The 24,577-nt window shown below is 50.7% G+C and carries 13 protein-coding genes; all 13 read left to right on the plus strand.

All coding sequences use genetic code 11. The features are described from left to right. Nucleotides 1–70 precede the first annotated feature (70 nt). A complete protein-coding gene (locus tag HG66A1_RS13950) occupies nucleotides 71–1,867 on the plus strand; it encodes a vWA domain-containing protein (protein WP_145184845.1) in 1,797 nt (598 codons plus the stop codon). A gap of 468 nt (nucleotides 1,868–2,335) precedes the next feature. Further along, a complete protein-coding gene (locus HG66A1_RS13955; protein ID WP_145184848.1) occupies nucleotides 2,336–7,501 on the plus strand; it encodes a DUF1549 domain-containing protein in 5,166 nt (1,721 codons plus the stop codon). A gap of 85 nt (nucleotides 7,502–7,586) precedes the next feature. Continuing rightward, nucleotides 7,587–9,059 carry a DUF1501 domain-containing protein gene (locus HG66A1_RS13960; RefSeq protein ID WP_145040930.1) on the plus strand — a complete coding sequence of 491 codons (1,473 nt, stop codon included), beginning with the start codon at nucleotides 7,587–7,589 and terminating at the stop codon, nucleotides 9,057–9,059. A 401-nt stretch (nucleotides 9,060–9,460) separates the two neighbouring features. Continuing rightward, nucleotides 9,461–11,617, plus strand: a complete 2,157-nt coding sequence (locus HG66A1_RS13965) for a PQQ-binding-like beta-propeller repeat protein (RefSeq protein WP_145184851.1) — start codon at nucleotides 9,461–9,463, stop codon at nucleotides 11,615–11,617. A gap of 16 nt (nucleotides 11,618–11,633) precedes the next feature. After that, nucleotides 11,634–12,491 carry an SIMPL domain-containing protein gene (locus HG66A1_RS13970; RefSeq protein ID WP_197993932.1) on the plus strand — a complete coding sequence of 286 codons (858 nt, stop codon included), beginning with the start codon at nucleotides 11,634–11,636 and terminating at the stop codon, nucleotides 12,489–12,491. A 23-nt stretch (nucleotides 12,492–12,514) separates the two neighbouring features. Next, on the plus strand, nucleotides 12,515–13,558 hold the full coding sequence (locus tag HG66A1_RS13975) for a prenyltransferase/squalene oxidase repeat-containing protein (protein WP_197993931.1): 1,044 nt from the start codon (nucleotides 12,515–12,517) through the stop codon (nucleotides 13,556–13,558). 59 nt (nucleotides 13,559–13,617) lie between these two features. Beyond that, nucleotides 13,618–14,661: an AAA family ATPase gene (locus HG66A1_RS13980; protein WP_145193780.1), complete on the plus strand. Its 1,044-nt coding sequence runs from the start codon at nucleotides 13,618–13,620 to the stop codon at nucleotides 14,659–14,661. Next, complete coding sequence (locus tag HG66A1_RS13985) at nucleotides 14,639–15,637, plus strand: DUF58 domain-containing protein (protein ID WP_145184857.1); 999 nt, start codon at nucleotides 14,639–14,641, stop codon at nucleotides 15,635–15,637. The genes HG66A1_RS13980 and HG66A1_RS13985 overlap by 23 nt, the downstream gene beginning before the upstream one ends. 9 nt (nucleotides 15,638–15,646) lie before the next feature. After that, on the plus strand, nucleotides 15,647–17,788 hold the full coding sequence (locus HG66A1_RS13990; protein WP_145184860.1) for a BatA domain-containing protein: 2,142 nt from the start codon (nucleotides 15,647–15,649) through the stop codon (nucleotides 17,786–17,788). Nucleotides 17,789–17,798: 10 nt separating this feature from the next. Next, nucleotides 17,799–20,219, plus strand: coding sequence for a VWA domain-containing protein (locus tag HG66A1_RS13995; RefSeq protein WP_145184863.1), 2,421 nt, complete (start codon nucleotides 17,799–17,801; stop codon nucleotides 20,217–20,219). 33 nt (nucleotides 20,220–20,252) lie between these two features. Next, nucleotides 20,253–22,418, plus strand: a complete 2,166-nt coding sequence (locus tag HG66A1_RS14000; RefSeq protein ID WP_145184866.1) for a hypothetical protein — start codon at nucleotides 20,253–20,255, stop codon at nucleotides 22,416–22,418. 52 nt (nucleotides 22,419–22,470) lie between these two features. Then, the gene (locus tag HG66A1_RS14005; RefSeq protein WP_145184869.1) at nucleotides 22,471–23,931 is read left to right on the plus strand and encodes a hypothetical protein; all 1,461 of its coding nucleotides are present in this window, start codon (nucleotides 22,471–22,473) and stop codon (nucleotides 23,929–23,931) included. An 8-nt stretch (nucleotides 23,932–23,939) separates the two neighbouring features. Next, a complete protein-coding gene (locus tag HG66A1_RS14010; protein ID WP_145184872.1) occupies nucleotides 23,940–24,575 on the plus strand; it encodes a hypothetical protein in 636 nt (211 codons plus the stop codon). The last annotated feature ends 2 nt before the right edge of the window (nucleotides 24,576–24,577 follow it).

The raw sequence follows: 24,577 nt of genomic DNA on the forward strand, positions 1-24,577 counted from the left end.
CAAAACGCATTTATGATCAGCAGCATTTTGAGAAAACAACTTTATTTTTCGGGGAGTCAGAGGGGGTAAAATGAAAATGTATCAACGAGCCAGAAAAGCGAACGTGAATCTACCCGGCGACCAAAGTCGTCGTGGTGCGTTCATGGTGATGGCGGTACCATTCCTCGTTGCGACCATGGGCTTCATGGCGTTCGGGATTGATATCGCTGTGATCACCATGACCAAAACGAAAATGCGCAATGCAGTCGAGGCAGCCGCCCTGGCTGCAGCGCAACAGATTACCGATGCCGTTCAGACAACGGCAGACGGCATCACAGAAGGCGGTGACGTATCGAGCAGCGTGCAGGACGCGAACTCGATTGCAGTCGAAGCAGCTAAAGCGATGGCGGAGAAAGTTGCCGGGCTGAATGGCGTGTATGTGGATCCGGAGACCGATGTCAAATTCGGTAAACGGTACCAGGACGCCTCAGGTACTTTCCATATGATCTGGGGAGAAACAGCCAAACCATATAACGTGGTGAAAGTCATCGCCCGTCGTGATAATTCTGAAGAAGGTAAGCCAGACTCGCAGCTGCAACTGTTCTTCGCTGGAATCATGGGAGAAAAGACGGCCTCAGTCACCACATCTGCGATCGCCTTCATCGAGGCACGTGATATTGTGCTCGTGCTCGACTACTCCGGCTCGATGAGCTACGACAGTGAATTTGATGCCATGTCCTCTTATCGTTTGGGAAAATCGGCAGTAGAAGACAACCTGGATGATATCTGGAATACACTGGTTGATTCTGGCGCGACTTATTCGAATTCGGAAAAACTCAAATTTCCTCCTGAAGGCTACGGAAAAATCGATTCCGCAGTGGGTGAGTATATCAGTTCCAACGATGAAGATTACATCTTCCGGAGATTGGATCTGGATGAAGTCGACTCAAGTGGAAATTTGAAATACCCCTTCCCTCAGGAAGGTAAAAATTATTACGGAAGTCTCAACGGTCAGCCTACAGGCTATACAAACAAAAACTTATGGAAGGGTTACATTCGCTGGGTCCGGACGAATGGTACCGTCAGTAATTTTGGCTACCGCAAGAAGTATGGTTATCGCACACTGATGGGCTATCTCATCAGTCAGCGTAAGAAAAACGACCAGTCCGAAGATCTTTGGCGGGCTCCGATTTATCCGTTCCATGCGATGAAAAACGGGGTGACACTGTTTACCCAGTTTCTGGGTGGTCTGGAGTTTGGTGACCACATCGGGCTGGTGACCTATGATGATTCGTCCCGAGTCGAATCGGTCCTGAATGACGATGGCGTTTCGGAAACGGTCAACCTGGGTGATGAACTCATCACTAACAACTACACAGATATTAATACGATTCAAAGACACAAGCAGGCTTCGCACTATGCCCCCTACACCGGTATGGGTTACGGGATTCGTGATGCCAGAGAATTGCTGAGTTCACACGGTCGTGCTGGTGCACGTCCGACGATCCTGGTGATGACCGATGGTAACGCGAATCGTTCACCTTCAAACTGGTCTCTCCCGGGAAGCTGGGACTGGGATGATGTGACAGATTTCGATGGCGATGGACAGGCTGATTATCAGACCGGCGATCGCCATAAGCAATATGCTCTCTGGCAGGCTGTGGAAGCGGCCAACCTGGGGTATACCGTGCATACCATGACTGTGGGTGAAGGTGCAGACCGAGACCTGATGCGGGCCATTGCCAAGGCCTGTAACGGAATCAGCATCGATGCTCCCGGTGGTGCGACGATCGAAGAGATGCGATCACAGCTGTTAATCGCCTTTGGTAAGATTGCAGCTAATGTTCCGCCAGCGAAATTGCTGGCAGATCCGGAAAGTGATTTCTGAGTCTCAACAATTGTCGAATCATGCCTGCTTGGGTTGATTTCTACCTGAGTGAGAAAGAGGTGGTCGAAAGTCGGCCACCTCTTTTCTCGTTTTGTTGGGCTGTGAAGCCGCAATATTGAAAAGTAATCAGTAGTCTGGAGTTCCTTCAGGCTCTGGATTTAGCGTCAATTTATTGACTGACAGGAAGTGTAGAAATCTCCAGAAATTTATTGAAAAAGCAGAAATTCTTATCGACGAAGAATTAGGATCTATTCATAATAGAATATGTATATCATTGCATGCGAGATTTAAGTTTCCGGTAGTTTTCTGTCGGCTTAACTTATCCTTCCACTACTCTCACCCTGTTTGATAACACGCTCTATTTCAGAGAGCCCTTTCAAAACCATTCAGGGGCAATGAGAAGAGATTTACCTCTTTTCACCACCAGAGTTATTTTAACTTAGGTTTGATAAAAGGGGGTTCTGGTTCATGTCCTTCGACAAGTTCCGCGCTTATTCTTTTTCCGGCTTTGCGCTCTGCTCGGTTTTCTTTACGACACTCATCAATGCGGCTCCTTCTCATGCGGATCAAAAGGTCAGCTTTTATCAGCAGGTCCGACCCGTTTTGCAGGCCCACTGTGCCGGCTGTCACCATCCGCGAAATCCGGAAGGTGATTATGTTGTCACTGAATTCGTCGACCTGCTGAAAGGGGGCGAAAGTGAATCGGCTGCCATCGTTCCCGGCAAGCCGGATGAAAGTTACCTGGTAAAATTGATTACACCTGAGGGTAACGAAGCCGAAATGCCCAAGGCGAAAACGCCTCTGGCTCAGGAACAGATCACTCTGATCCGTACCTGGATCCAGCAGGGAGCCGTGAATGACTCGCCGGCAAAAGTGGAGTATCGCTTTAATAAAGAAAATCCACCGACTTATTCAGCACCGCCTGTCATTACTTCACTGGACTATTCTCCCGATGGGAAACTCCTGGCTGTCGCCGGCTTTCATGAGGTCCTTTTGCATAAAGCGGAAGGAGACCAGATTGTCGGACGTCTGATTGGCAAATCACAGCGGATCGAATCGGTCACCTTCTCTCCTGATGGGAAATTCCTGGCTGTTACGGGGGGAACTCCTGCAGAACGGGGCGAAATCCAGATCTGGGATGTGGCGCAGCAGTCACTCGTCAAGTCGATTCCCATTACCTACGATACAATCTATGGCGCCAGCTGGTCTCCTGATGGAAAGCTGCTGGCCTTTGGTTGCAGCGATAACACTCTTCGTGCGGTTGAGGTTGCTACCGGTAAAGAAATTCTCTACCAGGGAGCGCACTACGACTGGGTGCTGGATACCGTATTTTCCCAAGATGGAAGTCATGTGATCTCTGTCAGCCGGGACCGCACTACCAAACTGACCGAACTCAAAACTCAGCGGTTCATCGACAATATTACATCAATTACTCCCAAAGCACTTACGGGTGGGTTAGCAGCCATCGATCGCCATCCTACACAGGATACCGTGCTGGTGGGTGGTGCAGACGGGGTTCCCAAGTTGTATCAGGTCTTCCGTCAGTCCAAACGCGTGATTGGCGATGATGCGAATCTGGTGCGGACCTTCCCTGCCCTCAAAGGCAGGATCTTTGGTGTCGACATTCATCCCAACGGCAAACAACTGGTCGCTGTCAGCAGTCTGAATCATACCGGGGAATTGAAAGTCTTTTCATTCGATATTGCTGAGAAATTTCCCGATAATCTAGTTGCAATCTTAAACAAACGCGTCGCTTCGCGTAGTGCTGCCGAAAAGAAACAGATTGAAGAGAGCCGTACCCAGAATGTGAAACTGGTCAGTGAAGCCCAGGTGCCTGAATCAGGACTTTATACCGTCTGCTATCATCCTCAGGGGGCCGTGATTGCAACCGCTGGACAGGATGGCCAGATACGGTTATATGATTCCGCGACGGGAAAACTGAAAAAGTCATTTGTTCCGGTCCCATTAAAGCAGACGCAGCCTCAAATCGCTGCGAAACCCGGATCAGGCAAGACTGAGAATCAAGAGTCGCAACAGAACGAACTTGTTGTGATCGACCTCAATCAGGCGAAACTGCCGAAGGAGACATTCTCGGGGGCCGACCCAATTGTAAAACTGGAAGTACAGCCTGCTCAGGCCACCATCGCTCAGAAGTTTGATACAGTCCAGTTTCTCGTAACCGGTCATCTGAAATCCGGAGCCAAAGCGGATTTAACTCGTCTGGTAAATGTCAGTCAGAAAGGGAAACCCATTCTGCACATTTCCGAAACTGGACTGGTGCGTGCATTGCAGCCTGGAACTGTTGAAGTGAATTTCAGTCTGCAGGGCCAGCAGGTCACTTCGAAAATTCACGTGTCCCCCTTCCCCGCAGATTACAGTCCGGATTACTGGCGGGATGTGGCACCTGCGTTTACGAAAATGGGATGTAACTCCGGGCTCTGTCACGGAGCCAACAAGGGGAAAGACGGCTTTAAACTTTCTCTCCGTGGAACTGATGATCTGTTTGACCTGCGTGCCTTCACGGATGACTTGAAATCGCGTCGTGTCAATCTGGCCGCCCCAGAGCAAAGTCTGATTCTCTTGAAAGCGATTGCTGAAGTGCCTCACAAGGGTGGCCAGCTGGCCTTACCCGGGGACGCGCATTACCAGATTGTTTCTTCCTGGATTAATAAGGGGACGCCCCTGAACCGGGAAGCTGCCCGGGTAGAACAAATCAAAGTCGTGCCAGAGAATCCAGTTGTTCCCCGCGCTGGACTGCTGCAGCAGTTCCGTGTCCTGGCCACCTATTCCAATGGAGAAGAACGGGATGTCACCAGTGATGCCTTCATTGACAGCAGTAATATCGAAGTTGCCAAAATGCATCATGGCGGAATTGCTGAAGTCCTGCGTCGAGGCGAAGCGCCACTGCTGGCCCGCTACGAAGGGAAGTATGCAGCCACGACCGTTACTGTCATGGGCGATCGCTCTGAATTTGCCTGGAAGCAGCAACCGGTTTTTAACTACATTGATCAACTCGTCGATCAGAAACTGAAAAAGACAAAAACCCTGCCCTCTCAATTGTGTACCGATGCAGAATTTATCCGGCGGGTTTACATCGATCTGACTGGTCTGCCTCCTACGATTGAAGATGTGAAAACGTTCCTGGCAGACAAACGCGATTCACGCCTCAAACGAAATGAACTGATCGATCGTCTGCTCGGTTCTCCGGAATTTGTAGAACACTGGACTAACAAGTGGGCTGATCTATTGCAGGTCAACCGGAAATATCTGGGCGTTGAAGGGGCAAAGAATTTCCGTGACTGGATCGAAAAATCAGTCTCCGAGAATATGCCTTACGATAAGTTCGCTTACGAAATTCTGTCAGCCAGCGGATCCAACAAAGCGAATCCCCCTGCATCCTATTTTAAAATCCATCGCACACCTGAAGACACGATGGAAAATACGACGCATTTGTTCCTGGCAATTCGCTTCAACTGCAACAAATGCCATGACCATCCCTTCGAACGTTGGACCCAGGATCAGTACTATGAAACCTCGGCATTCTTCGCTCAATTTGGTCTGAAAGCAGCCCCGGAAAGTAAGGGGCGGAATATTGGTGGTACGGCCGTTGAAAGTGGTAAACCCCTGTTTGAGGTCGTCTTCGACAAAAATGAAGGGGAAATGATTCATGAACGAACCGGCTTGAAAACGCCGCCGAAATTCCCCTACCCTGCTGAGTTCAAAGCCGATCCGAAAGCGGATCTTTCACGCCGTGAAAAACTGGCCCGCTGGATCACCTCTCGGGACAACCAGTACTTCGCCAAAGCATATGCCAACCGGGTCTGGGGATATCTGACCGGAACCGGGTTGATCGAACCGATTGATGACATTCGTGCCGGAAATCCAGCTTCCAATCCAGAACTGCTGCAGAAGCTGACCGAGGATTTCCTGTCTCACGATTTTGATGTACGGCATCTGATGCGCGTGATCTGTCAGTCGCGTACCTATCAGCTGTCTATCGAATCCAACGAATGGAACGAAGACGATAAGATTAATTATTCGCATGCCAAAGCACGTCGCTTGCCTGCAGAGGTGCTTTACGATGCTCTCTGTCGAGTGACCGGGTCTGAATCCAATATTCCTGGTGTTCCTGCAGGGACTCGGGCAGCAGAACTTCCCGATGTGGGATTCAAACTGAAGAGCGACTTCCTGGCGAAGTTCGGTCGTGCTCAGCGCGAAAGTCCCTGTGAATGCGAACGATCTTCGAGTGTTGAACTGGGGCCGGTGATGGCTCTGATCAGTGGTCCTACGGTAGGTAATGCGATCAGTGACCCTAATAATGCCTTGAGTAAGCTGGTTCAGCAGGAAAATAATGACTCTTCCCTGGTCGATTCAATCTTTCTGCGGGTATTAAATCGTCCGGCGACTGCTGAGGAAAAGCAGGCTGGCGTTAAACTGATACAACAGCAGATTCAGAATGAACACCAGTCACTGAAGCAGCGTCTGGCGGAATATGAAAAGAGCCTGTCCCCTGAGATCGTTCAGCAGGAAAATCAACGGGTTCAGAATATCAAAGACGCACAAGAGAAAATTGCTTCGTTCCAACAGGCCATCGCCCCCCGCGAAGCCTGGTTGAATAAAGAGCAACAGGCCAGGACAGCACGGTTGCAAAAGGAGTTAACGGAGTATCAGAAATCCTTGCAATCCCGGATCGCTGCCTGGGAGAAAGAAGAAACCAAAGGTTCCAATTGGGTCGTCATCAAGCCGGAATCATTATCGGCTACCAACGAATCGACCCTGGAAGTACAGCAGGATCAGTCGATCCTGGCCAAAGGTAAAAATGGAAAAGGCGACTATCAGATTGTTGCTCATACAAATCTGAAAGCGCTCTCTGCGGTTCGCCTGGAAGTACTCACCGATGATTCCCTTCCTCAAAAGGGACCGGGACGTTCTGGGGACGGAAACTTCGTACTCAATGAGTTCGAGGTTTATGTGGCTCCTAAATCGAAACCAGATCAGAAACAGAAGCTGAAACTGTTTAACGCCCAGGCTGATTTCAGTCAGAATACGTATCTGGTTGCGACCGCCATTGATGGTCAAGTCAAGCCATCAGGCGAGGGCTGGGCTGTCTCACCACAGATCGGGAAGCCTCATAAAGCCAGTTTCGACATTCAGTCTCCGCTACCGTCTGATGATCAGGGAGTCATTTTGACCTTTGTCATGAAACAGCACTTTAGCAGTAATACGCATTCTATCGGTCGTTTCCGGCTCTCTATTACCAATGGTAAAGGACCAACTACGCTCGATCAGCATCCCCAGGATATCCGTAACATTCTGGCGAAACAGGCTGATAAGCGTAACGCTGCAGAGAAAAAGAAACTGCTTGACTATTACAGTAAATCAGACAGCAGGCTGCAGTCGATGATCAAAGCAGTTGCGGACAGTAAACAGCCGCGGCCAACCGATCCCAAACTTGTCGAATTACAGCAGCATCTGACAGCGATGCAGAATGTGCGTCCCGTCGATCGCAAATTGACACGTCTGCGTGATGATGTGCAGTTGAGTGCAGAGCAGGTCAAACAGAATCGACTGGTAGCCGCCCAGGACCTCACATGGGCGTTAATCAATAGTCCTGCCTTCCTGTTTAACCACTAAGATTCATCAGGACAGCAGCACAGAATAAATGCGGATGGATACAATATTGAAACAGTTCTCTAACAAAAACTGAGGAGACACAGAAATGCTGATCATTCCAGGTCAATCAGGCAAGGAGCCGTGCGAGTCTCGAAGTCAAATTTCCCGTCGTGATCTGCTGCGGGTCGGCGGTTCCAGTATGATGGGTATGGGACTGGGAACCATGCTCCAGTTACAGGAAGCTGCGGCCAACAGTAATGAAGGCGGTGGCGGCCCCGGCTGGGCGAAAGCCAAAAGTGTTATTCTGATCTTCCTGCAGGGCGGTCCCAGTCATCTGGACCTGTGGGATCCCAAGGAAAACGTTCCCGATAACGTGCGGAGTGTCTTCCAGCCAATTTCGACAAAGCTGCCTGGTGTGCAGTTCACCGAACTCTTGCCGAATCTGGCGCAGCAGAACGACAAGTTCACCATGATCCGCTCCATGAGTTATACTCCCAAGGGGTTGTTTAATCATACTGCCGCCATCTATCAGATGCTGACCGGCTATACCACAGATAAGGTTAGCCCCTCCGGACAGCTGGAACCACCAAGTCCCAAAGACTTCCCGAACTTTGGGTCAAACATTATTCGTCTCCAGCCACCACAGGTCCCCATGCTGCCGTTCGTGATGCTTCCACGACCTCTGCAGGAGAGTAACGTGGTCGGGAAAGCCGGGACAGCCGGATTCCTGGGACGTGCCTACGATCCGTACTATCTCTATCCGCCGGGAGACGATATGGATATGAACAAGATGGACCGGATCAGCGTCGATGATCTGAAGTTGCGTCCGGATGTCTACACTTCCCGGTTGCAGCGTCGTGCCAGTCTGCGGGATACCATCAACCAGGGTATGCCTCAGCTGAACAAGGCTGTCGAAGATTACAAGCTGGATAAGTACTACTCACGGGCACTGGATCTGGTCATTTCGGGTCGAGCCCGCGATGCTTTTGCCCTGGATCAGGAGTCCGATGCCGTCCGCGACAAGTACGGTCGGAACACCTTTGGTCAGAGTCTCCTGCTGGCCCGTCGTCTGGTAGAAGCCGGGACTCGGGTGGTTGAAGTTGTCTGGCCAAAAGTCGCGAACTCGAATAACCATTCGTGGGACGTCCATACAGGATTGACAAATCGATTGAAGAACCAGTCTGCTCCCATGTTTGACCAGGGACTCGCCAGTCTGATTTCTGACCTGTATGATCGGGGCACACTGGACGAAACACTGGTTGTGGCAGTGGGTGAATTTGGCCGCAGTCCTCAACGCGGTGTCAGTACTTCAGGGAACTCAAACAGTGACGACGGTCGAGATCACTGGCCCTACTGCTACACTTCTCTGATGGCAGGGGCCGGGATGAAACGGGGATATGTTCACGGCGAATCCGATAAGACCGGTTCCAGTCCGCGTAAGGATCCCGTTCATCCACGGGAACTGCTGGCAACGATCTATCATTCGTTCGGAATCAACCCCGAAACCATCGTCTATAATCACCTGAATCAGCCACGCGAACTGGTGAAAGCACAAGCCGTTACCAAACTGATGGGATAAACGGCTGACATAATTTTATCTCCAATCAGGCCTGTCTCTGTATTTCAGAGGCGGGCCTGTTTTTGTTAGTAGAGCGCAATTCTACGCGGCATTTCTGCTGCTGACACGAAATCGAAATCGTCTGTAGGCCAGGTAATTTCCTGAGAAAGATTTTAAAAAGAGAAAAACCGGACAATTTATACTTGAATTTATGAACCCAATGTGGTGTACAATGATTTAACAACGTCAGGGCTGACTTGGACAGAGTTGCAGGTTTTTGAAACCCGTGAAATTGATTCACAAACCGGGAACTCAATCCACCCCACATCGATCCTATTTGATGTTCTGACAGATCGCGCCAATTAAAAACTAATTGACTAACCAGACCGTCAGGCCCATTCTCATTTGCAGGATGGATTTTGTTGGATAAAGGTGCGCCCATTATCTGTTTACAGTTCATAAATGATCGATTCACGCTCATCATCGGCTGGCTGATACTGCCAACTCTGCTGCTGATTCCCAGAGAGCTTCCCGGGCAAGTCGCTGTCGAAGTTGGCGTGGCCGAGGCTGCAGTGCAGCCCCCCGAGACGTCCCCACACAAGATTCCGGGTTTCAGTATTTCTGTCGATGAAAAGAAACTGAATCTGCTGGATGACTTTGAACGCTATGTGCGTCATCAGATGTGGGAAAAAGCATTGACGACGATCAAGGATCTGTCTGCTTCTCAATCCAGTTCCGCCCTGCTCCCGACTCAGGATGGTTTTCTGATCGATGCGAATCAGCGGATCTTTCGAGCCCTGACTTCACTTCCACCAGAAGGGCGAGAAGCATATCGACTCTTCTATGACGGCAAGGCCCGCAAGGAGTATGCTGAGCTCTCGGAAAAACATCCGTTGTATTCCGCTGATGCCGAAAAGCGGGCAACCGAGATTTATTACCAGTATTTTTTGACATCGATTGGTGATGAAGTCGCTGACCTGCTGGGAAATCAGGCTTTTGAACGGGGAGATTTTCATCAGGCAGCCGAATACTGGCGCTCGATTCTCGAGCATCATACTGATACCAGCCTGCCAGAACTGGATTTGAATGTGAAACATGCGCTGGCGTTGATCCGAGGCGCACGAACAGAACGGGCTGCTGCAGCAATCGAGGTGATCGCTCAACAGTTTCCTGGTCAGAAAGTGACACTGGGAGGCAATGCCCTTGATCCGGTAGCTTATCTGAAGTCTTTACTGCCGCAGCAGAACGTGTCTTCTGTTGCTTCTTTGAAATCCAATGACCCAAAGTCGGTCTCTCAGTCATTCCAGTTACCCGATTCTGATTCTCAACCGCACTGGCAGTTGCATTTTCTGGATCAGAGTGTGGAACAGGCGCTGCAGAATTCTCAATCAGATTATTACGGCCGCAGCAAATCGTATGCAACCTACGTTCCTCCCATAGCCTTTGATCAGCAGCATGCCTATATAAACTACTATGGTGTCTGTTTTGGTCTCGATTTGAAGTCCGGGAAGCTGCTCTGGAGGAACGCTAAGTTCAAGGATCTGGGAAATCATTTCAACAACTATAGTTTTCATCAGTCCAGCCATCTGAATCAGTATCATATTGCCGTGAGTGGAGATTATGTACTCGCTACTCTGATCCCTCAGAAGGAAATGAACCGTTACCGTGCCTGTTATCGGCTGGTTGCCTATCAGAAAAAGACGGGCAAACAAGTCTGGCAAACCAGTGCGAATAACGAAAGCTATATCTGTGAGCCTCTGGTGGTTGGAGAGCAGATTTACACAATCTCTCACCAGCAAAACAGTAAACAACTCAATTTGAGTTGCCTGTCGTTGAAGACGGGAAAGAAGGAGTGGGGGATTCCCCTGGGATCTGTCGTGGCAGGCAGCTCTACAAACGGGATGGAAGACATGCCCTCTCCCGTGCTCAAACTGAATGGAGAGTCACTTCTGGTACTCACCAATAATGGAGCACTGTTTGATATATCCCTGTCTGGCAGGTCTATCAACTGGGTATTCCGTTATCCCTATCCCGTGAATCAGACGACTTCCAATTATTACTATGCAGCTGCCAAAGAGGAAGTACAACTGCATTCCAGAGGGCAGATGTACTGCGACAACAATCTGCTTTATTTTAAAGAAGAGGGGGCCAGCGAGGTCTATGCCCTGGATCTGGCTGCCAAAAAAGTGGTCTGGAAACGCCCCATCAAAGCGGCTGCTCAACTGGTGGGAATTGATGATCAAAATGTCTATCTGCTCTCCAGGGAACTGGAGGCATTGAGTCGCGAAACGAGCCGTCTGAACTGGGCGGTTTCTCTGCCTATCGCGGCAGGAGGCTTGAGTGCCGTCATTGATCCGCAGCATGCCTGGATATTTACCAGTCGGGGGATCTTCGAAATTTCGAAATCAAACGGGGATATTCTTGATATTTATCGCGGGCACGATCTGAGTTCGTTGGGAGGTGCAATCATCCTGAATCAGGGGTTAATGCTTTGTATCTCCAATCAGGCTGTGACCGCATACCCCTCCACTCCCGCTGGAAAACAGAAGTCAAAAGAAACACCAACATCAGAACCTTAATCAGATGGAATGTAATATGTGTGGTAAGTTACTCCTGTCACAAAGTCGAAGCTTGTTTTTACTGGCGCTGGCTCTGCCCTGCTTTGCTCAACTGTCACCGGTCGCTGCTGAAGGTGAAACCGGGATTACCGTTGTAGGGACTGGCATTGTTGAACAGAAACCAACGGTCGTCGAAATGACCGGACTGGTCATCGGTCAGGGCCAACTGGCGGGAGATGCTGTTACCAAGTATCACGGAAATCGACGCCGGGCCGAAGATGCATTTAAAAATCTGAAGATACCAGGACTGGTCATTCAGGGGGATGGGATGTCACTCTACTCGTCCTTAAATGCCAGTCAGATGCAGGCCATGATGCGGGGCATGGCTGTGAATAATACGCAGTCTCAGGAGTTATCGGTCTCAGAAACACTCAAGTTACGTCTGACGGGAGTTGATAAGCTGAGCTCCGAAGAACTGCTGGAAATGATCGTTCGGATTGTTGATGCCGGCAAAGATGCGGGAGTGGTGATTGGTAATGATACGACTCCCATGGTGCCGGGAACATATAACGCTTCAAAAGCACGCAACACGATGGTTGCCTTTAAAATTCAAAACGTGGAAGACTTGAAAAACAAAGCTTATGCAAAGGCCCTGGAAGATGCACGCTCTCAGGCGGAGGCACTGGCAAAACTGGCAGGCGGCAAACTCGGGAAAGTTGTGGCCATTAATACGGTGGATCCAAACCAAAAGAGCAGCGACAGTTCCAGTCAGATGCTGGCACAATATCTGGCTGTGCTGGGGATGGGGGTCGGTCAGTCCGAGGAGCAGTCCTCTGCACTAATGAAAGCGATCCCTGTCTCTGCTGTCGTTCGCGTTACTTATGCTCTCGAATGAATTCTCAATAAAACGGGCGTCAAATGAGTATTTCTGTAATCATCAGGATTGTTGCCGGTGGGCTGTTTCTGCTGTGTAGCTTTACGCAGATCCCGGCGCAAGAAATTCTGCCCCGGCACGTCACTCCTGCAACCGTCAAGTCAATTCAACGGGGGCTTGACTATCTGGCGAAACAGCAGACAACCAGTGGTAGTTTTCAAACAACCCAGGATGGTAGTACCTATCCTGTCTCGATGACTTCGCTGGCAGGAATCGCCTTTCTGGCAAATGGAAATACGTCGACCCGGGGGCCTTACGCCGATCAGGTTCGGAAAGCGACTGAGTACGTACTGAGTCAGGCCCAGCAAAATGGACTGATCGCAGCCGGCGCGGAAAATGGGCGCCCCATGTACGGGCATGGATTCTCGTTGCTGTTTCTCTCCAGCGTATACGGGATGGAGACAGACGCAAAAGTCCGCGCCCGGATTGCCAAAGTGGTCAAGGATGGAATCCAGTTGACCTCTTCGGGACAGAGCCCTTTAGGAGGCTGGATTTATACCCCGGGGGGAGGAGATGAAGGCAGTGTGACCGTCACCCAGATGCAGGGACTCCGGGCTGCGCACAATGCCGGCTTTACCGTACCCAAGGGGACGATTCAGAATGCGGTCCGGTATCTGGAACTCTGTCAGACGCCTGAGGGAGGAATCCGCTACTCATATCATTCTGGTAATGATACCCGTCTGCCAATATCCGCTGCCGCGATTACCTGTCTCTATTCTGCCGGGGAATATGAATCACCGCTGGCCGAAGAATGTATGGAATATGTTTACGGACAGTTCAAAAACCGAAAAAGTGGATTTCAGTCGGGACATTATTTTTATTTGAACCTGTATGCATCGCAGGCGTTTTACCAGGCAGGCGATGATTATTGGGATGCCTACTTCCCGGGGCAACGCGACAGTCTCATCAAATCACAGGCATCCAACGGCAGCTGGAACGGCGATGGCGTCGGTCCCATTTTTGGAACCAGCGTCGCCTTAATCGTTTTACAACTGCCTTATAAGTTTTTGCCAATATATCAACGTTAATCGACATGTATTGTGACCAGCAGACAGGCTGGTAGAACAGGGAGTGAATCTTGTCTGAAATGAAAACAGCACCAGATATGGCAGCTTTGGAGAAGCTCAAAGCCGCTCAGGAACGGATTCGCGAACAGATTCGCACGGTCGTCGTTGGTCAGGATGATGTCGTCGAGCAGTTGCTGGTCAGTATTCTTGCAGGGGGACACTGTATTCTGGAAGGAGTCCCGGGCCTGGCGAAGACGTTGCTGGTCTCGACGCTGGCTAAAAGTCTGTCACTGGACTTCGGTCGTATCCAGTTCACTCCCGACCTGATGCCCGCCGATATTACCGGAACCGATGTGATTTACGAAGATCGACAGACTGGAACGCGTGAGTTCCGATTTATTGAAGGGCCGATTTTCACCAATCTGTTACTGGCAGATGAAATTAACCGGACACCGCCCAAAACACAGGCGGCTTTACTGCAGGGGATGCAGGAAAAGAACATTTCCGCAGGGACGAAGCATTATCAGCTTCCCCGGCCGTTTTTTGTGCTTGCAACCCAGAACCCGATTGAACAGGAAGGGACCTACCCCCTTCCCGAAGCGCAGCTGGACCGGTTTTTGATGAAGATTATCGTCCAGTATCCCACGCGCGATGAAGAAAGACAGATATATAAAACAGTGACTGGAGAAGAACAGTCGGAGCCGGAAGCCACCTTGACGGGAGAAGAAGTTCTGGAACTCCAGCATCTGGTACGCCGGGTTCCTATCAGCGATTTTCTGGTGGATTACACGATGGACCTGATCCGGGCGACACGCCGTGACAGCGAAGATGCTCCGGAGTTCATTAATCGCTGGGTACTCTGGGGAGCGGGGCCACGTGGCGGCCAGTCGCTGATTCTGGCAGCCAAGGCCCGGGCTGCTCTGTATGGTCGCCCTGAAGTCTCTGTGGAAGATCTGCAGGCGGTTGCCAAGGCCGTTTTGCGCCACCGGATTGTTCTGTCATACAACGCCGAGTCGGAAGGCCAGACGCCGGATACCGTAATTGAAAAACTGATCGCGGAAACTCCATTGCACCAAAGCACTGCCGGAAAGGATGGTCAGTTTGAACACATACTTAAATCCTGAGATCGCAGGCAGTCTGGCCGGGATTGGGTTCAAGGCCCGCCAACCTGTTGAGGGTTCGATTGCTGGACTGCACCGCAGTCCCCTGCACGGTCTGTCTCCGGAATTTGCCGACTATCGCAGCTACACGCCCGGTGATGATTTGAAGAACCTGGACTGGAAAGCGTATGCCCGTTCGGACCGGTTTTACATTAAACGTTTCGAAGAAGAGTCAAATCTACGCGCGGTGTTTATTGTTGATTCTTCGGCCTCGATGAAGTACGGCGGTCCTGACTTTTCCAAGTATGATTGTGCAGCAACAATCGCCGTCTCGCTGTCATCTGTTTTATTGAAACAGCGTGATGCCGTCGGACTGGCGATACTTAATGATCGTGTTCAGGAAGATCTGCGGACAGGGAGTACTGCCTCCCATCTGGCTAAATTCATGGAAGTACTGCAGCAGACCGAACTCCAGGGAGAAACCGACATTGGCCCGGCTGTCGCCCAGGTCGCGGATCAGATTCACCGTCGAGGCATCGTTGTGGTCCTGTCTGATCTGCTGACACCGCTGGATCGATTTTACGAGTCGCTGGGTAAACTGCAGTACGCAGGGCATGAGGTGATTGTGATGCACGTACTGCACCGTGATGAGGTTGAGCTTCCATTCAAAGATTCTGTGATCTTCAAGGATATCGAAGGCGAAGAAGAGATCTTTGCCGAACCATGGGCCTTTCATAAAGCGTATCAGGCAGCCATGGAAGAGTTTATTCAGGAGACACGCCAGCGCTGTCAGTTTTGTGGCATCGACTACCTGCAGATATTTACTGACGCCAATTTGAGCAGAGTTTTGAGCAGCTATTTACACAATCGGCAGTTTGGAGGTGCGAAAACACATCGAGGACGAATGGCGTCTCTCGGTGGATCTGCCGGTTCAGATAATCAGACTTTAGACTCCCCTGCTCTCGATTCCAGAGCAGGTCAACCATCAGAAAGTGAGTAAATAGTTTCAATGCATTTTCTGGCTCCCTTACTTCTGACGGGAACGGTTCTGGCAACCGCACCGATCATTATTCACCTGCTAAACCGCAGACGGTTTATCCGCGTGGACTGGGCGCCCATGGAATATCTGAAGTTAACCTTGAAGACAAATCGTCGGCGCTTACGGCTGGAACAGTGGCTCTTGCTTGCGATTCGAACGCTGGCGGTTCTGGCTCTGTTTCTGGCGGTGGCGCGTCCCATCAGTTCAGGCACAAATCTGGCCGGATTTCTGGCGGTAGAAGGTCGGGCAAGCCGCGTGATCATTCTGGATGATTCTCTGAGTATGTCTTATCAGACCGGCGAACAGTCTGCCTTCAGCCGGGCACAAAATGCAGTTCGACAGGTATTGAACCAGTTGGGACCACAGGATTCGGTATCGGTGGTACTGGCTTCTCAACCGGAGCAACCACTCGTGCGGATGGCACATCTGACAGAGAAAGAGCGGGACCAGTTGATTGCGCGCATCAATGAGATTAATTCCAGCCAGATGGCCAGTCACTGGATTTCTACCTTAGAGGAAGTAGATCGCCAACTGAAAGAAGCCACATTCCCGATTAAAGAAGTGATTGTTGTTACCGATCTCTGGTCGGCCGGTTGGACTTCTGAAGTGCGCGATCTTTGTGACCGTTGGTCGGGCGAACAAGTAACGTTGCGATTTATCGATATCGGAAATGAGCCGACGGGGAACCGTGTACTACGTTCGCTTGATCAGGACAGCCGGATTGCACTGGTCGATCAGGAAGTTAAATTGACTGCCGTCATCGAGAATTCCAGTACAGAACCGCTTAAGTCAGGTCAGGCATTGTTAGACGTGGACGGAAATGTTACTCCAGTGACCCTGCCTGAAATTCCAGCAGAAAAAACGGTGACCGTTCCCGTGAGTGTGCGATTTGATGAACCGGGTCAGCATGTCGTAACTCTATCCATTCCTGCAGATTCCTTGATGGAAGACAACGTTCGCAGCAAACTGATCAATGTTCGTCAGATGGTCGATGTCGTTCTCGTTGATGGCGAACCGGGGCTGAATCCCTTCGAGAGTGAAACTGATTTTCTGGCGCTGGCTCTGTCAGCCGGAAATTCAAACTGGCAGGTGACACAAACGGAAAGTTCAACCTGGAAGTCACAGTTATTGACAGCCCCGGATCTGATCGTCCTGGCAAATGTGGATCAGCTGTCAAAGGAGCGCGTCGCCGAACTGGAAGAACTGGTCTCGCTGGGAACCGGTTTAATGATTTTTGCCGGCGATCAGTGTGACTTGCAACTTTATAACGAACGACTTTTTAAAGGGGGAAATGGACTCCTTCCGGCAAAAATCAATCAGATTCGAGATTTGCAGGCGCAAGGGCTGGTTATCGAACCAATCGCTGATTCTCCGATTGAGTTACTGAAGAACCTGACTCCGGAACTGTTGAGTCGGGTGCGTCCCCATCGATTTGCGGATGTTGTTCTGGAGCAAGGTGAAGGACAGCGTCAGGTTAACGTGTTGGCACGCTGGAATGATCCCCAGCAGTCTCCTGCAGTTCTGGAAAAGCGTTTTGGTGAAGGTCGCGTCCTGTTCTGGACCGTTTCAGCAGATAAAAGCTGGAGCGACTGGCCAGCAGAGGCGAGTTTTGTTCTGGCAATGCGGTTAGCGGCACAGGAAATCGCGGCAGAAATTCAACGGGGCGAGAATCTGATTGCCGGTGAACCGATCCACCTGGAACTGGAGACGATCACCGCACCTCAGGCTGGAGAACTGGTCTGGCTGGATCGTGATCTGAAACCCCAGGAAGTCCGTTTTGGTACGGAAGGTGAATCGAAAACAATTCTCAGCTCCGATCCGATTCGTTTCTCAGGCGTCGTGGAAGCAACGTGGCAAGGCACACAATCTGGCGGGCAGACTCAGAAATTTGCCATCAATGCGAATGTGGAAGATTCATTGCAGGAAAGGCTGAATGAGCAGGAATTGCAGCAGTATCTGGGGCGCATGCCTTTAAAGCTGATTCGTTATCAGGGAAAAGAAATGGACTTATCGACAGCCGGGACTGAATTATGGCGATATCTGGCAGTCGTATTACTGGGTTGTCTGATTTCCGAGAGTATGCTGGCGGCCTGGATTGGTCGTCGTCGCTAAAGAAAGAGTTGTGAACTTGAACCGATTTCTGGAAAAACTGTTTGGTATTCAATCCTCGACCTGGGCCGAAGGTGGTCAGTGGTCCGCGCAGTGGGTTGGCTTGCCGTCAGGAGATCGGATGCTCTTTCTGATTCTGGGAGTCGTCGTACTGGTAGCTGGCGGCTGGTGGTTGTATCAACGGGATGCAAGGCAGATACCCCTGCTCCGCCGCTGTCTGTTGTACTCAATCCGAATCGCTCTGGTCCTGCTGGTGATTGCCATGCTGCTCGAACCAATTCTGGTATTGAGCAAAGAGGAAAAAATTCCTTCGCATCTGCTGGTCCTGTTGGATACTTCGCAGTCCATGTCGCTGAAGGATGCCTGGCAGGATGAAGAACGGGCCATGGAAGTGGCGCGTAGTCTGGGGATGTCGTCAGACGTGGATGCCCTCCGCAGAATGAACCGCCTGCAACTCGCGCAGAAATTAGTGACACCTTCATTCCTGAAAGACCTGTCTGCTGACGGAAAACGCACTGTCCACCTGCATGGGTTCAATGATAAGTTCAATCCAGAGGCACTATCAGACTCTGAGGAATGGCACGCCGGTGGAAATGCGACTGCTATCGCCAGTTCTCTTCGCCAGGCACTGCTTTCCTATTCCGGGATGCCTCTCTCGGGGGTTTTACTGATCAGCGATGGACAATCGACGTCTGGAGAACCCCCGGAGGAAGTCTTGCAGATGCTGTCTGATGAAGGAATCCCTTTGGTTGCGGTTGGTATGGGGACAACTGATGGACCGCGGAATGTCGCGATTACAGAACTCGAAGTCAGCCCTGTAGTGTTTGTGCAGGATGCGAACCAGCTGACGGTGCATATTGAATCACGGGGAATGCAGGCTCAATCCGCGACCCTGCTGATTGAACAGCGACGCAATGGCGGGCCCTGGCAGGAATTTATCCGCGAGGAAGTCGTGCTTAACCTCGAAGGTCAGTTACAACCGCGGACGTATCAGTTCACTGAAACAAAAACCGGTAAGGTTGAATTTCGAGCGAATATTATCGATGCGGGGCCGGAAATCTCGCAGGATGATAATCTGGCCTCCGCCGAAGTACGCGTGATTCGACAGCGGTTGAATGTCCTGTTTATTGCAGGATCGACCTTTCCCGAAGTTCAGTTTCTGCGAAATTCATTTTTACGGGACCGCCAGATTAATCTTTCGACCTGGCTCATGGCGGCTGATAAAACCTATGAACATCCGGGCGATCTGCCAATTCGTCGGCTGCCGGTCACTCAGGAAGAACTCAACGATTATGACTGTGTGATATTGTACGATCCTGACCCCAATGGCTGGCCCGTTAATTTCCCGGAGTTGCTTACGAATTTTGTGACCAAAGCAGGAGGCGGACTGGTTTATATTGCCGGAGAAATGCAGACCGCGAGTATGTTCGATCATCAGTCTGATCCTACCCTGGAATGGTTGAACTTATTGCCTGTTATTCGAGAGCCGGGACTCTTTCGCTCTCAAGTTCAAATTCGGTTGAGTGCTCGCTCACCCTGGAAACTGGATGTGACTACTCAGGGAGTTCAGGATCCCATTTTCAACTTTGCCAGTGATCGACAGGCAAATGAACAGCTTCTGAAAAATTTACCCGGTATGTTCTGGCACTTTCCGGTGACCAAAGCGAAACCGGGGGCGACGGTGCTCGCAGTTCACGCGGATCCCCGCATGCGAAATGAATACGGTCAGGAGGTTCTGATCGCCTCGCAACGCGTGGGGCCCGGCTGGTCGATTTTTATTGGTTTTGACAGTACCTATCGCTGGCGGTATCTGAATGAGCAGTTGTTTGACGGATTCTGGGCACGAGTCGTGGATCGGGCCGGCAGGAGCAAACAACTGGGAGGAAATTACCCTTTCCGGCTTTCGACGCCACAGGCACAGTACCAACCCGGCGAACAGGCTAAGGTGATTGCCCGTTTTCTGGATGAGAGCCAGATCGAGCCTGGTCTACAGCGTTTATACGGTGAAGTGGAGCGCGGTGATGAACAGCCGATTCCACTGACGTTGACAGAAGGAAATCAAAGAGGTGAATTCTCTACGAACTTTCCGGTACCGTCACCTGGGACGTATTTTGTCCGTGTCTGGATGGGAGATGAAGCAGCCGGGGCGAGTGTGAAAGCGGCTACCATGCCGATAAAAGTCGAATTTCCAAATCAGGAACTGCAAAATCCGACTCTGAACGAAGCGTACCTGGAGACCATGTCGAGTTCGACGGGAGGTCGGGTCTATCAGTTGTCAGAAATGAACGACATTGTAGGTGCTTTCAAAATTAAAGAGGTCTCCCGTTTTCTGGAAGAACGACAGGAAATCTGGGATGCACCAATTTTCTATATTTTAATCTTTGGTTTACTGGTTACCGAATGGATTTTGCGAAAGTGGTCCCGTCTGATTTAAAAGATGGTATGTCACAACAGGAGTCAGCGGTAGATGTCCGAACTAAAGTCGCATAAATATGCAGAGCTGCAAAACATGATTTCCAGAAAACTGGATCGTGTGGGACGTGCGCTGCGCCGGCATATTCTGCTGGAAGCGGCGGCACGAATCGGTCTGGCTTTGCTGTTTCTGGCTGCGTTTTCACTCCTGTTTGACTGGTGGCTGGAATTGAGTCTGGTAACCCGTATCGGGTGCCTGCTGGCGGGTTTTGCGATCATCGGTTACCTGGTGTGGCGGTATATCTACATTCCGTTCCAGGTCTCTCTTTCGCCCATTGAAGTCGCTAATCTGATCGACCGCGCGCGGCGGGTCAATGATCAGCAGGCACTGGCGCCTCGGGTGGCAAGCCTGTTACAGTTGCCCGGTCATCAGCATGAAGCAGAGCAGTCTGATGAGATGATCGCACACGCGGTTCAGGAGAATTATCAATGTCTCAGCAATTATCCTTACGAGAAAACAATCAACCATAAGCACACCCAGGCCTGTCTGCTGGGACTTTTCGCAGCTATTCTGATCCCCGTCTGTTTTCTGATGGTTCTGCCAGCAACGGCACAATTATGGGGAGCACGCTGGTTACTCGGTTCCAGTCAGCCCTGGCCTCGCGATACCCGATTAATTGTCGTTGGTCTGCAAGAAGGACAGTGGGTGCTTCCACGGGGGGAAGCAGCGACCTTACAGATTCAGGTGGAAGATGGAGACAAGCCGACGGAGAGTGTCTGGCTCTCTCTGGAGGATGCAAATGGTGAGAGTGAAACAATTACCATGAATCGCTTTCAGGCAGGAGATTTTCGCTATGAACTGCCCCCTGTTCAACTTCCGATTCAGGCACAGGCCTGGGGAGGTGATGGCCAGACAGAACCTTTTGAAATCGTTCCCATCGATCGTCCCCGAATTACCGATTTATCAATTCGTGCTTCACATCCCCGTCTTTCGGAACCATTTGTCTCTCATTTTTCCGCTTCGGAAGGAAATGTCCGATTACTGCCTCAGTCAAAAGTAAGATTGGAGCTGACCACGAATGTGAAGGTCCGGAAAATTGACGTTGATTCTGAGGAGATCTCGCTACAATGGAAAAGTACGGATGGTAAGCATTTTCAGACAGAATGGACGCATGAGAAGCCTGTTAATTTCAGGCTGACATTACATTCTGCAGAGCACGAAATCAGTTCCCATCCCCGTCCGGTATCCATTGGTGTGCAACCCGATCGCAGCCCGCGGCTTAGTTTTCGTTATTCAGGGCTGCGGCAGCGAATTACTCCTCAGGCAAGGATCCCCTTTTCGATCTTAGCTCGGGATGATTTTGGAATACGGCAGGTGGGGATGACATCAGAAGTTCCTTTGACCGGGATTACAACTTCAGAAAAATCAGCAATTGAACCTGAAGAATTATCGGATACATCGACTCCGAAAAATATGAAGCATGAGCAGAATTACCCTGTTTATGGTCCGGAGGATCCTGCGAGAGAGACCGTTGTCGAGCATGAACAACGGGTTTCCATTGCCGAGATGAAACTGAATCCGGGAGCGGTGATTACCTTTCAAAGTTTTGCAGAAGACAACTGTTTCACGGGGCGTCAGAAAACCAACTCACGACAGTTAGTGTTTCGAGTGGTTAAGCCTGAGGAACTGTTCCGCGAAATTCTGTTGCGACAGCAGCAATTGAGAGCACGGCTCCGAAAGGCACGTGATCAGGCAGAACAGTTACGTGATAAATTGAAATTGGCTCAGAATTCAGAAGAAGCAGCGGCCTGGATTCGAGAACATCAGTTGATTCGACGGGAAGTCGGACAGGTCGGCCATGCTTTAAACAGTTCTGTGGAAGAGATGAAACTGAATCAGCTGGGAGGTGCGGAGACCTGGCAGTTAATCGAGCAGACGGTGCTCAAACCATTGCAAGGTCTACACGATCGTGAGATGGAACAGCAACGGCAGTCGTTGGAGTCACTTCGGAGTCAGACTCCGGAACCGCTGTCGCAACTGACCGATCAGCAGGACCAGATTCTAAAGACGATAGACCAGATCCTGAAGAATATGGCCCAATGGGACAGTTTCATCGACGTCGTCAATCAGTTGAACGCTGTAATTAAACTGGAACAGGTTGTAAGAGATAAAACAGAAGAACTCAAAAAGAAGCAGACCGATTCCATTTTCGATAAGTAAAGGTCGTGACGATCGCGTCACTCTGATTCCCCCTGTGATGGAGGTGTGGGACATGCGAAACAAACACAAGGCAAGAAAATACGGGATGATCTGGCTGGTCGTACTGACGATTCAGCTGGGAGCGCTCCAGGCTAAAGACAAAACAGAGACCGTATCCAATTCTGCAGTCAGCTCAAATGAGAAAGTTACGCCTCAGAAACGGATCCAGTTCGAGCAGGACAAAGCCAAGGCTCACATGCAAGAGTTGGAGGAGCGGATGTTTCGACTCTCCCGCCTGATTCAGGAGGCGCAGCCCGAGGACGCCGCCAGACTACTGCTGGGATTACGTAAAGCTCGCGAACAGCTGATTCTGGATCGGATGGGAGAAGCTTCCCGAATGCTGGATGACCTGAAGTTGAATCAAGCCAGCCAGGAGCAGAAGGAAATTCTGGTGCTGCTGGAAGAACTCAAAAAACTGCTGCTGACAGCAGATATCGGGCTGGAGCTGAAACTGGAACAGTTGCGTAAATTGATTGATTCTCGAGAAACCTTGAACAAACTCATCAAAAAAGAGGAGCTACAGCTTTCTCACACACTGGAGCAGCAAAAAACACAAAAGACCGATTCTGAGAAATTCAAGGCCCTGGAAACCAGTGAACGTCGCAATCAGAAGTCCGCAGAAAATCTGCAGCAACAACTGCGTGAATACGGAGCTGCATCTAAGGGAATCTGTAATTCACTGTCAGGAGCCGGCAAATGCATGGGAGGCGCCTGTAAAAAACTGGGAGAGTCTAAACCTAAACCGGCTTCACAAGAGCAGAAAAAAGCAATAGAGCAATTGAGCCATGCGGATCAGGAAACACAGAAACTGGAAGAACAACTGCGGAAAGAAGTCGAGTCACTTGTTCGTCAACGTGTGATGGATCAGTTGCAGGATATGATTGTGCAACAGAAACAGATTCGCGAAGTTACAACCAAGCTGCAGGACCGCGTGGCGCAGAAGCAGAAACAGGCCCTGGCGGCAGTCAGGCGACTGTCGAATTCTGAAGAGAAGATAATCAGTCTCTGTTCAGGGGCGATTGAGCTCTGCGAATTGACCCGTTTCAGCCTGGTCCTGCCTGTTGCGCTGGGCGCGATTCGTGAACAGATGGAATTCGTCAGCGAAGGTTTGGAACAGGGACAGGCCGATCAGGAAATCATCGCAGATCAGCAGCAGATCGAAAAAGACCTCCAGACACTGCTCGATGCGATGCAGGAAGCTTCGCGTCCGGTCAGTAAGAATGGTGGTGGTCAATGTAAAGGGTGCCAGGGGAATCGGAATAAGTTGCTGGCGGAAGTCAAAATGCTCCGCTGGATGCAGCAGTCCGTGCACCAGCGGACGGAAAACCTCGATCGACAGATTGCAGATAAAAAAATCACGGGCGATTCGCTGAAAGACCGCATCGAGTTACTGACGGTACGTCAGAAAGAGATCGACACGGTTACCGGTCGCTTACACAGTATGACCTGTCCTCATTGTCTGGGAGGTGAATGATGCGACGCATGCAAATTCGCTTAAAACACAGCCATGTATACCTGGCAGTGACAGTCTGTTGTGTAACGCTCTGGCTGGAGACGGCACAGCCTGCTGACATAGATCGACCGGAGAGAACTGATAAGGCAGTCGAGGCCGCTAAACCAGTTCCGGGAAAAATCTCGCCAGGTGCTCTTCCTGGACAGCAGGATGTCATGTCCCTGATGCGCGATGATGCCTGGTTAAAAGATCCGTTTAAGAATATCCAGACCGATGTCAAATCGGTGATTAATGATTTCGATCAGGGCCAGACGAAGAAACCAGCCAGGACAACGCAGCCACGCATTATTTCCCGTTTGGACACCCTGATTGAGATGCTTGAGAAATCATGCAAGAAAGGGGGCGGTGGCGCAGGTGCGAATCCATCACGCCCGGCAAATGCTTCGACACTGGGAAAAGGTCCTGGTGGTCAGGGAGACCTCAGAGCACCCGACAAAAAAGGACGCAACTGGGCCGACTTGACGCCTAAACAGCGCGAGAAAATTCTGCAGTCACGAACGGAGGGCTTCCCTCCCGGCTATGAAGACATACTCGCAGATTACTTTCGGCGACTGGCGCGGAACAAGGATCTGAAGAAAAATGAGACGACTGATAAACAAGAGTAAAA

The sequence above is a fragment of the Gimesia chilikensis genome (assembly GCF_007744075.1).
GTDB classification, from domain to species: domain Bacteria; phylum Planctomycetota; class Planctomycetia; order Planctomycetales; family Planctomycetaceae; genus Gimesia; species Gimesia chilikensis_A.

Coding starts and splice junctions, on each gene's coding strand:
- HG66A1_RS13950 (WP_145184845.1), top strand. CDS start 71: ATGAAAATGTATCAACGAGCCAGAAAAGCGAACGTGAATCTACCCGGC.
- HG66A1_RS13955 (WP_145184848.1), top strand. CDS start 2,336: ATGTCCTTCGACAAGTTCCGCGCTTATTCTTTTTCCGGCTTTGCGCTC.
- HG66A1_RS13960 (WP_145040930.1), top strand. CDS start 7,587: ATGCTGATCATTCCAGGTCAATCAGGCAAGGAGCCGTGCGAGTCTCGA.
- HG66A1_RS13970 (WP_197993932.1), top strand. CDS start 11,634: ATGTGTGGTAAGTTACTCCTGTCACAAAGTCGAAGCTTGTTTTTACTG.
- HG66A1_RS13975 (WP_197993931.1), top strand. CDS start 12,515: ATGAGTATTTCTGTAATCATCAGGATTGTTGCCGGTGGGCTGTTTCTG.
- HG66A1_RS13980 (WP_145193780.1), top strand. CDS start 13,618: ATGAAAACAGCACCAGATATGGCAGCTTTGGAGAAGCTCAAAGCCGCT.
- HG66A1_RS13990 (WP_145184860.1), top strand. CDS start 15,647: ATGCATTTTCTGGCTCCCTTACTTCTGACGGGAACGGTTCTGGCAACC.
- HG66A1_RS14000 (WP_145184866.1), top strand. CDS start 20,253: ATGTCCGAACTAAAGTCGCATAAATATGCAGAGCTGCAAAACATGATT.
- HG66A1_RS14005 (WP_145184869.1), top strand. CDS start 22,471: ATGCGAAACAAACACAAGGCAAGAAAATACGGGATGATCTGGCTGGTC.
- HG66A1_RS14010 (WP_145184872.1), top strand. CDS start 23,940: ATGCAAATTCGCTTAAAACACAGCCATGTATACCTGGCAGTGACAGTC.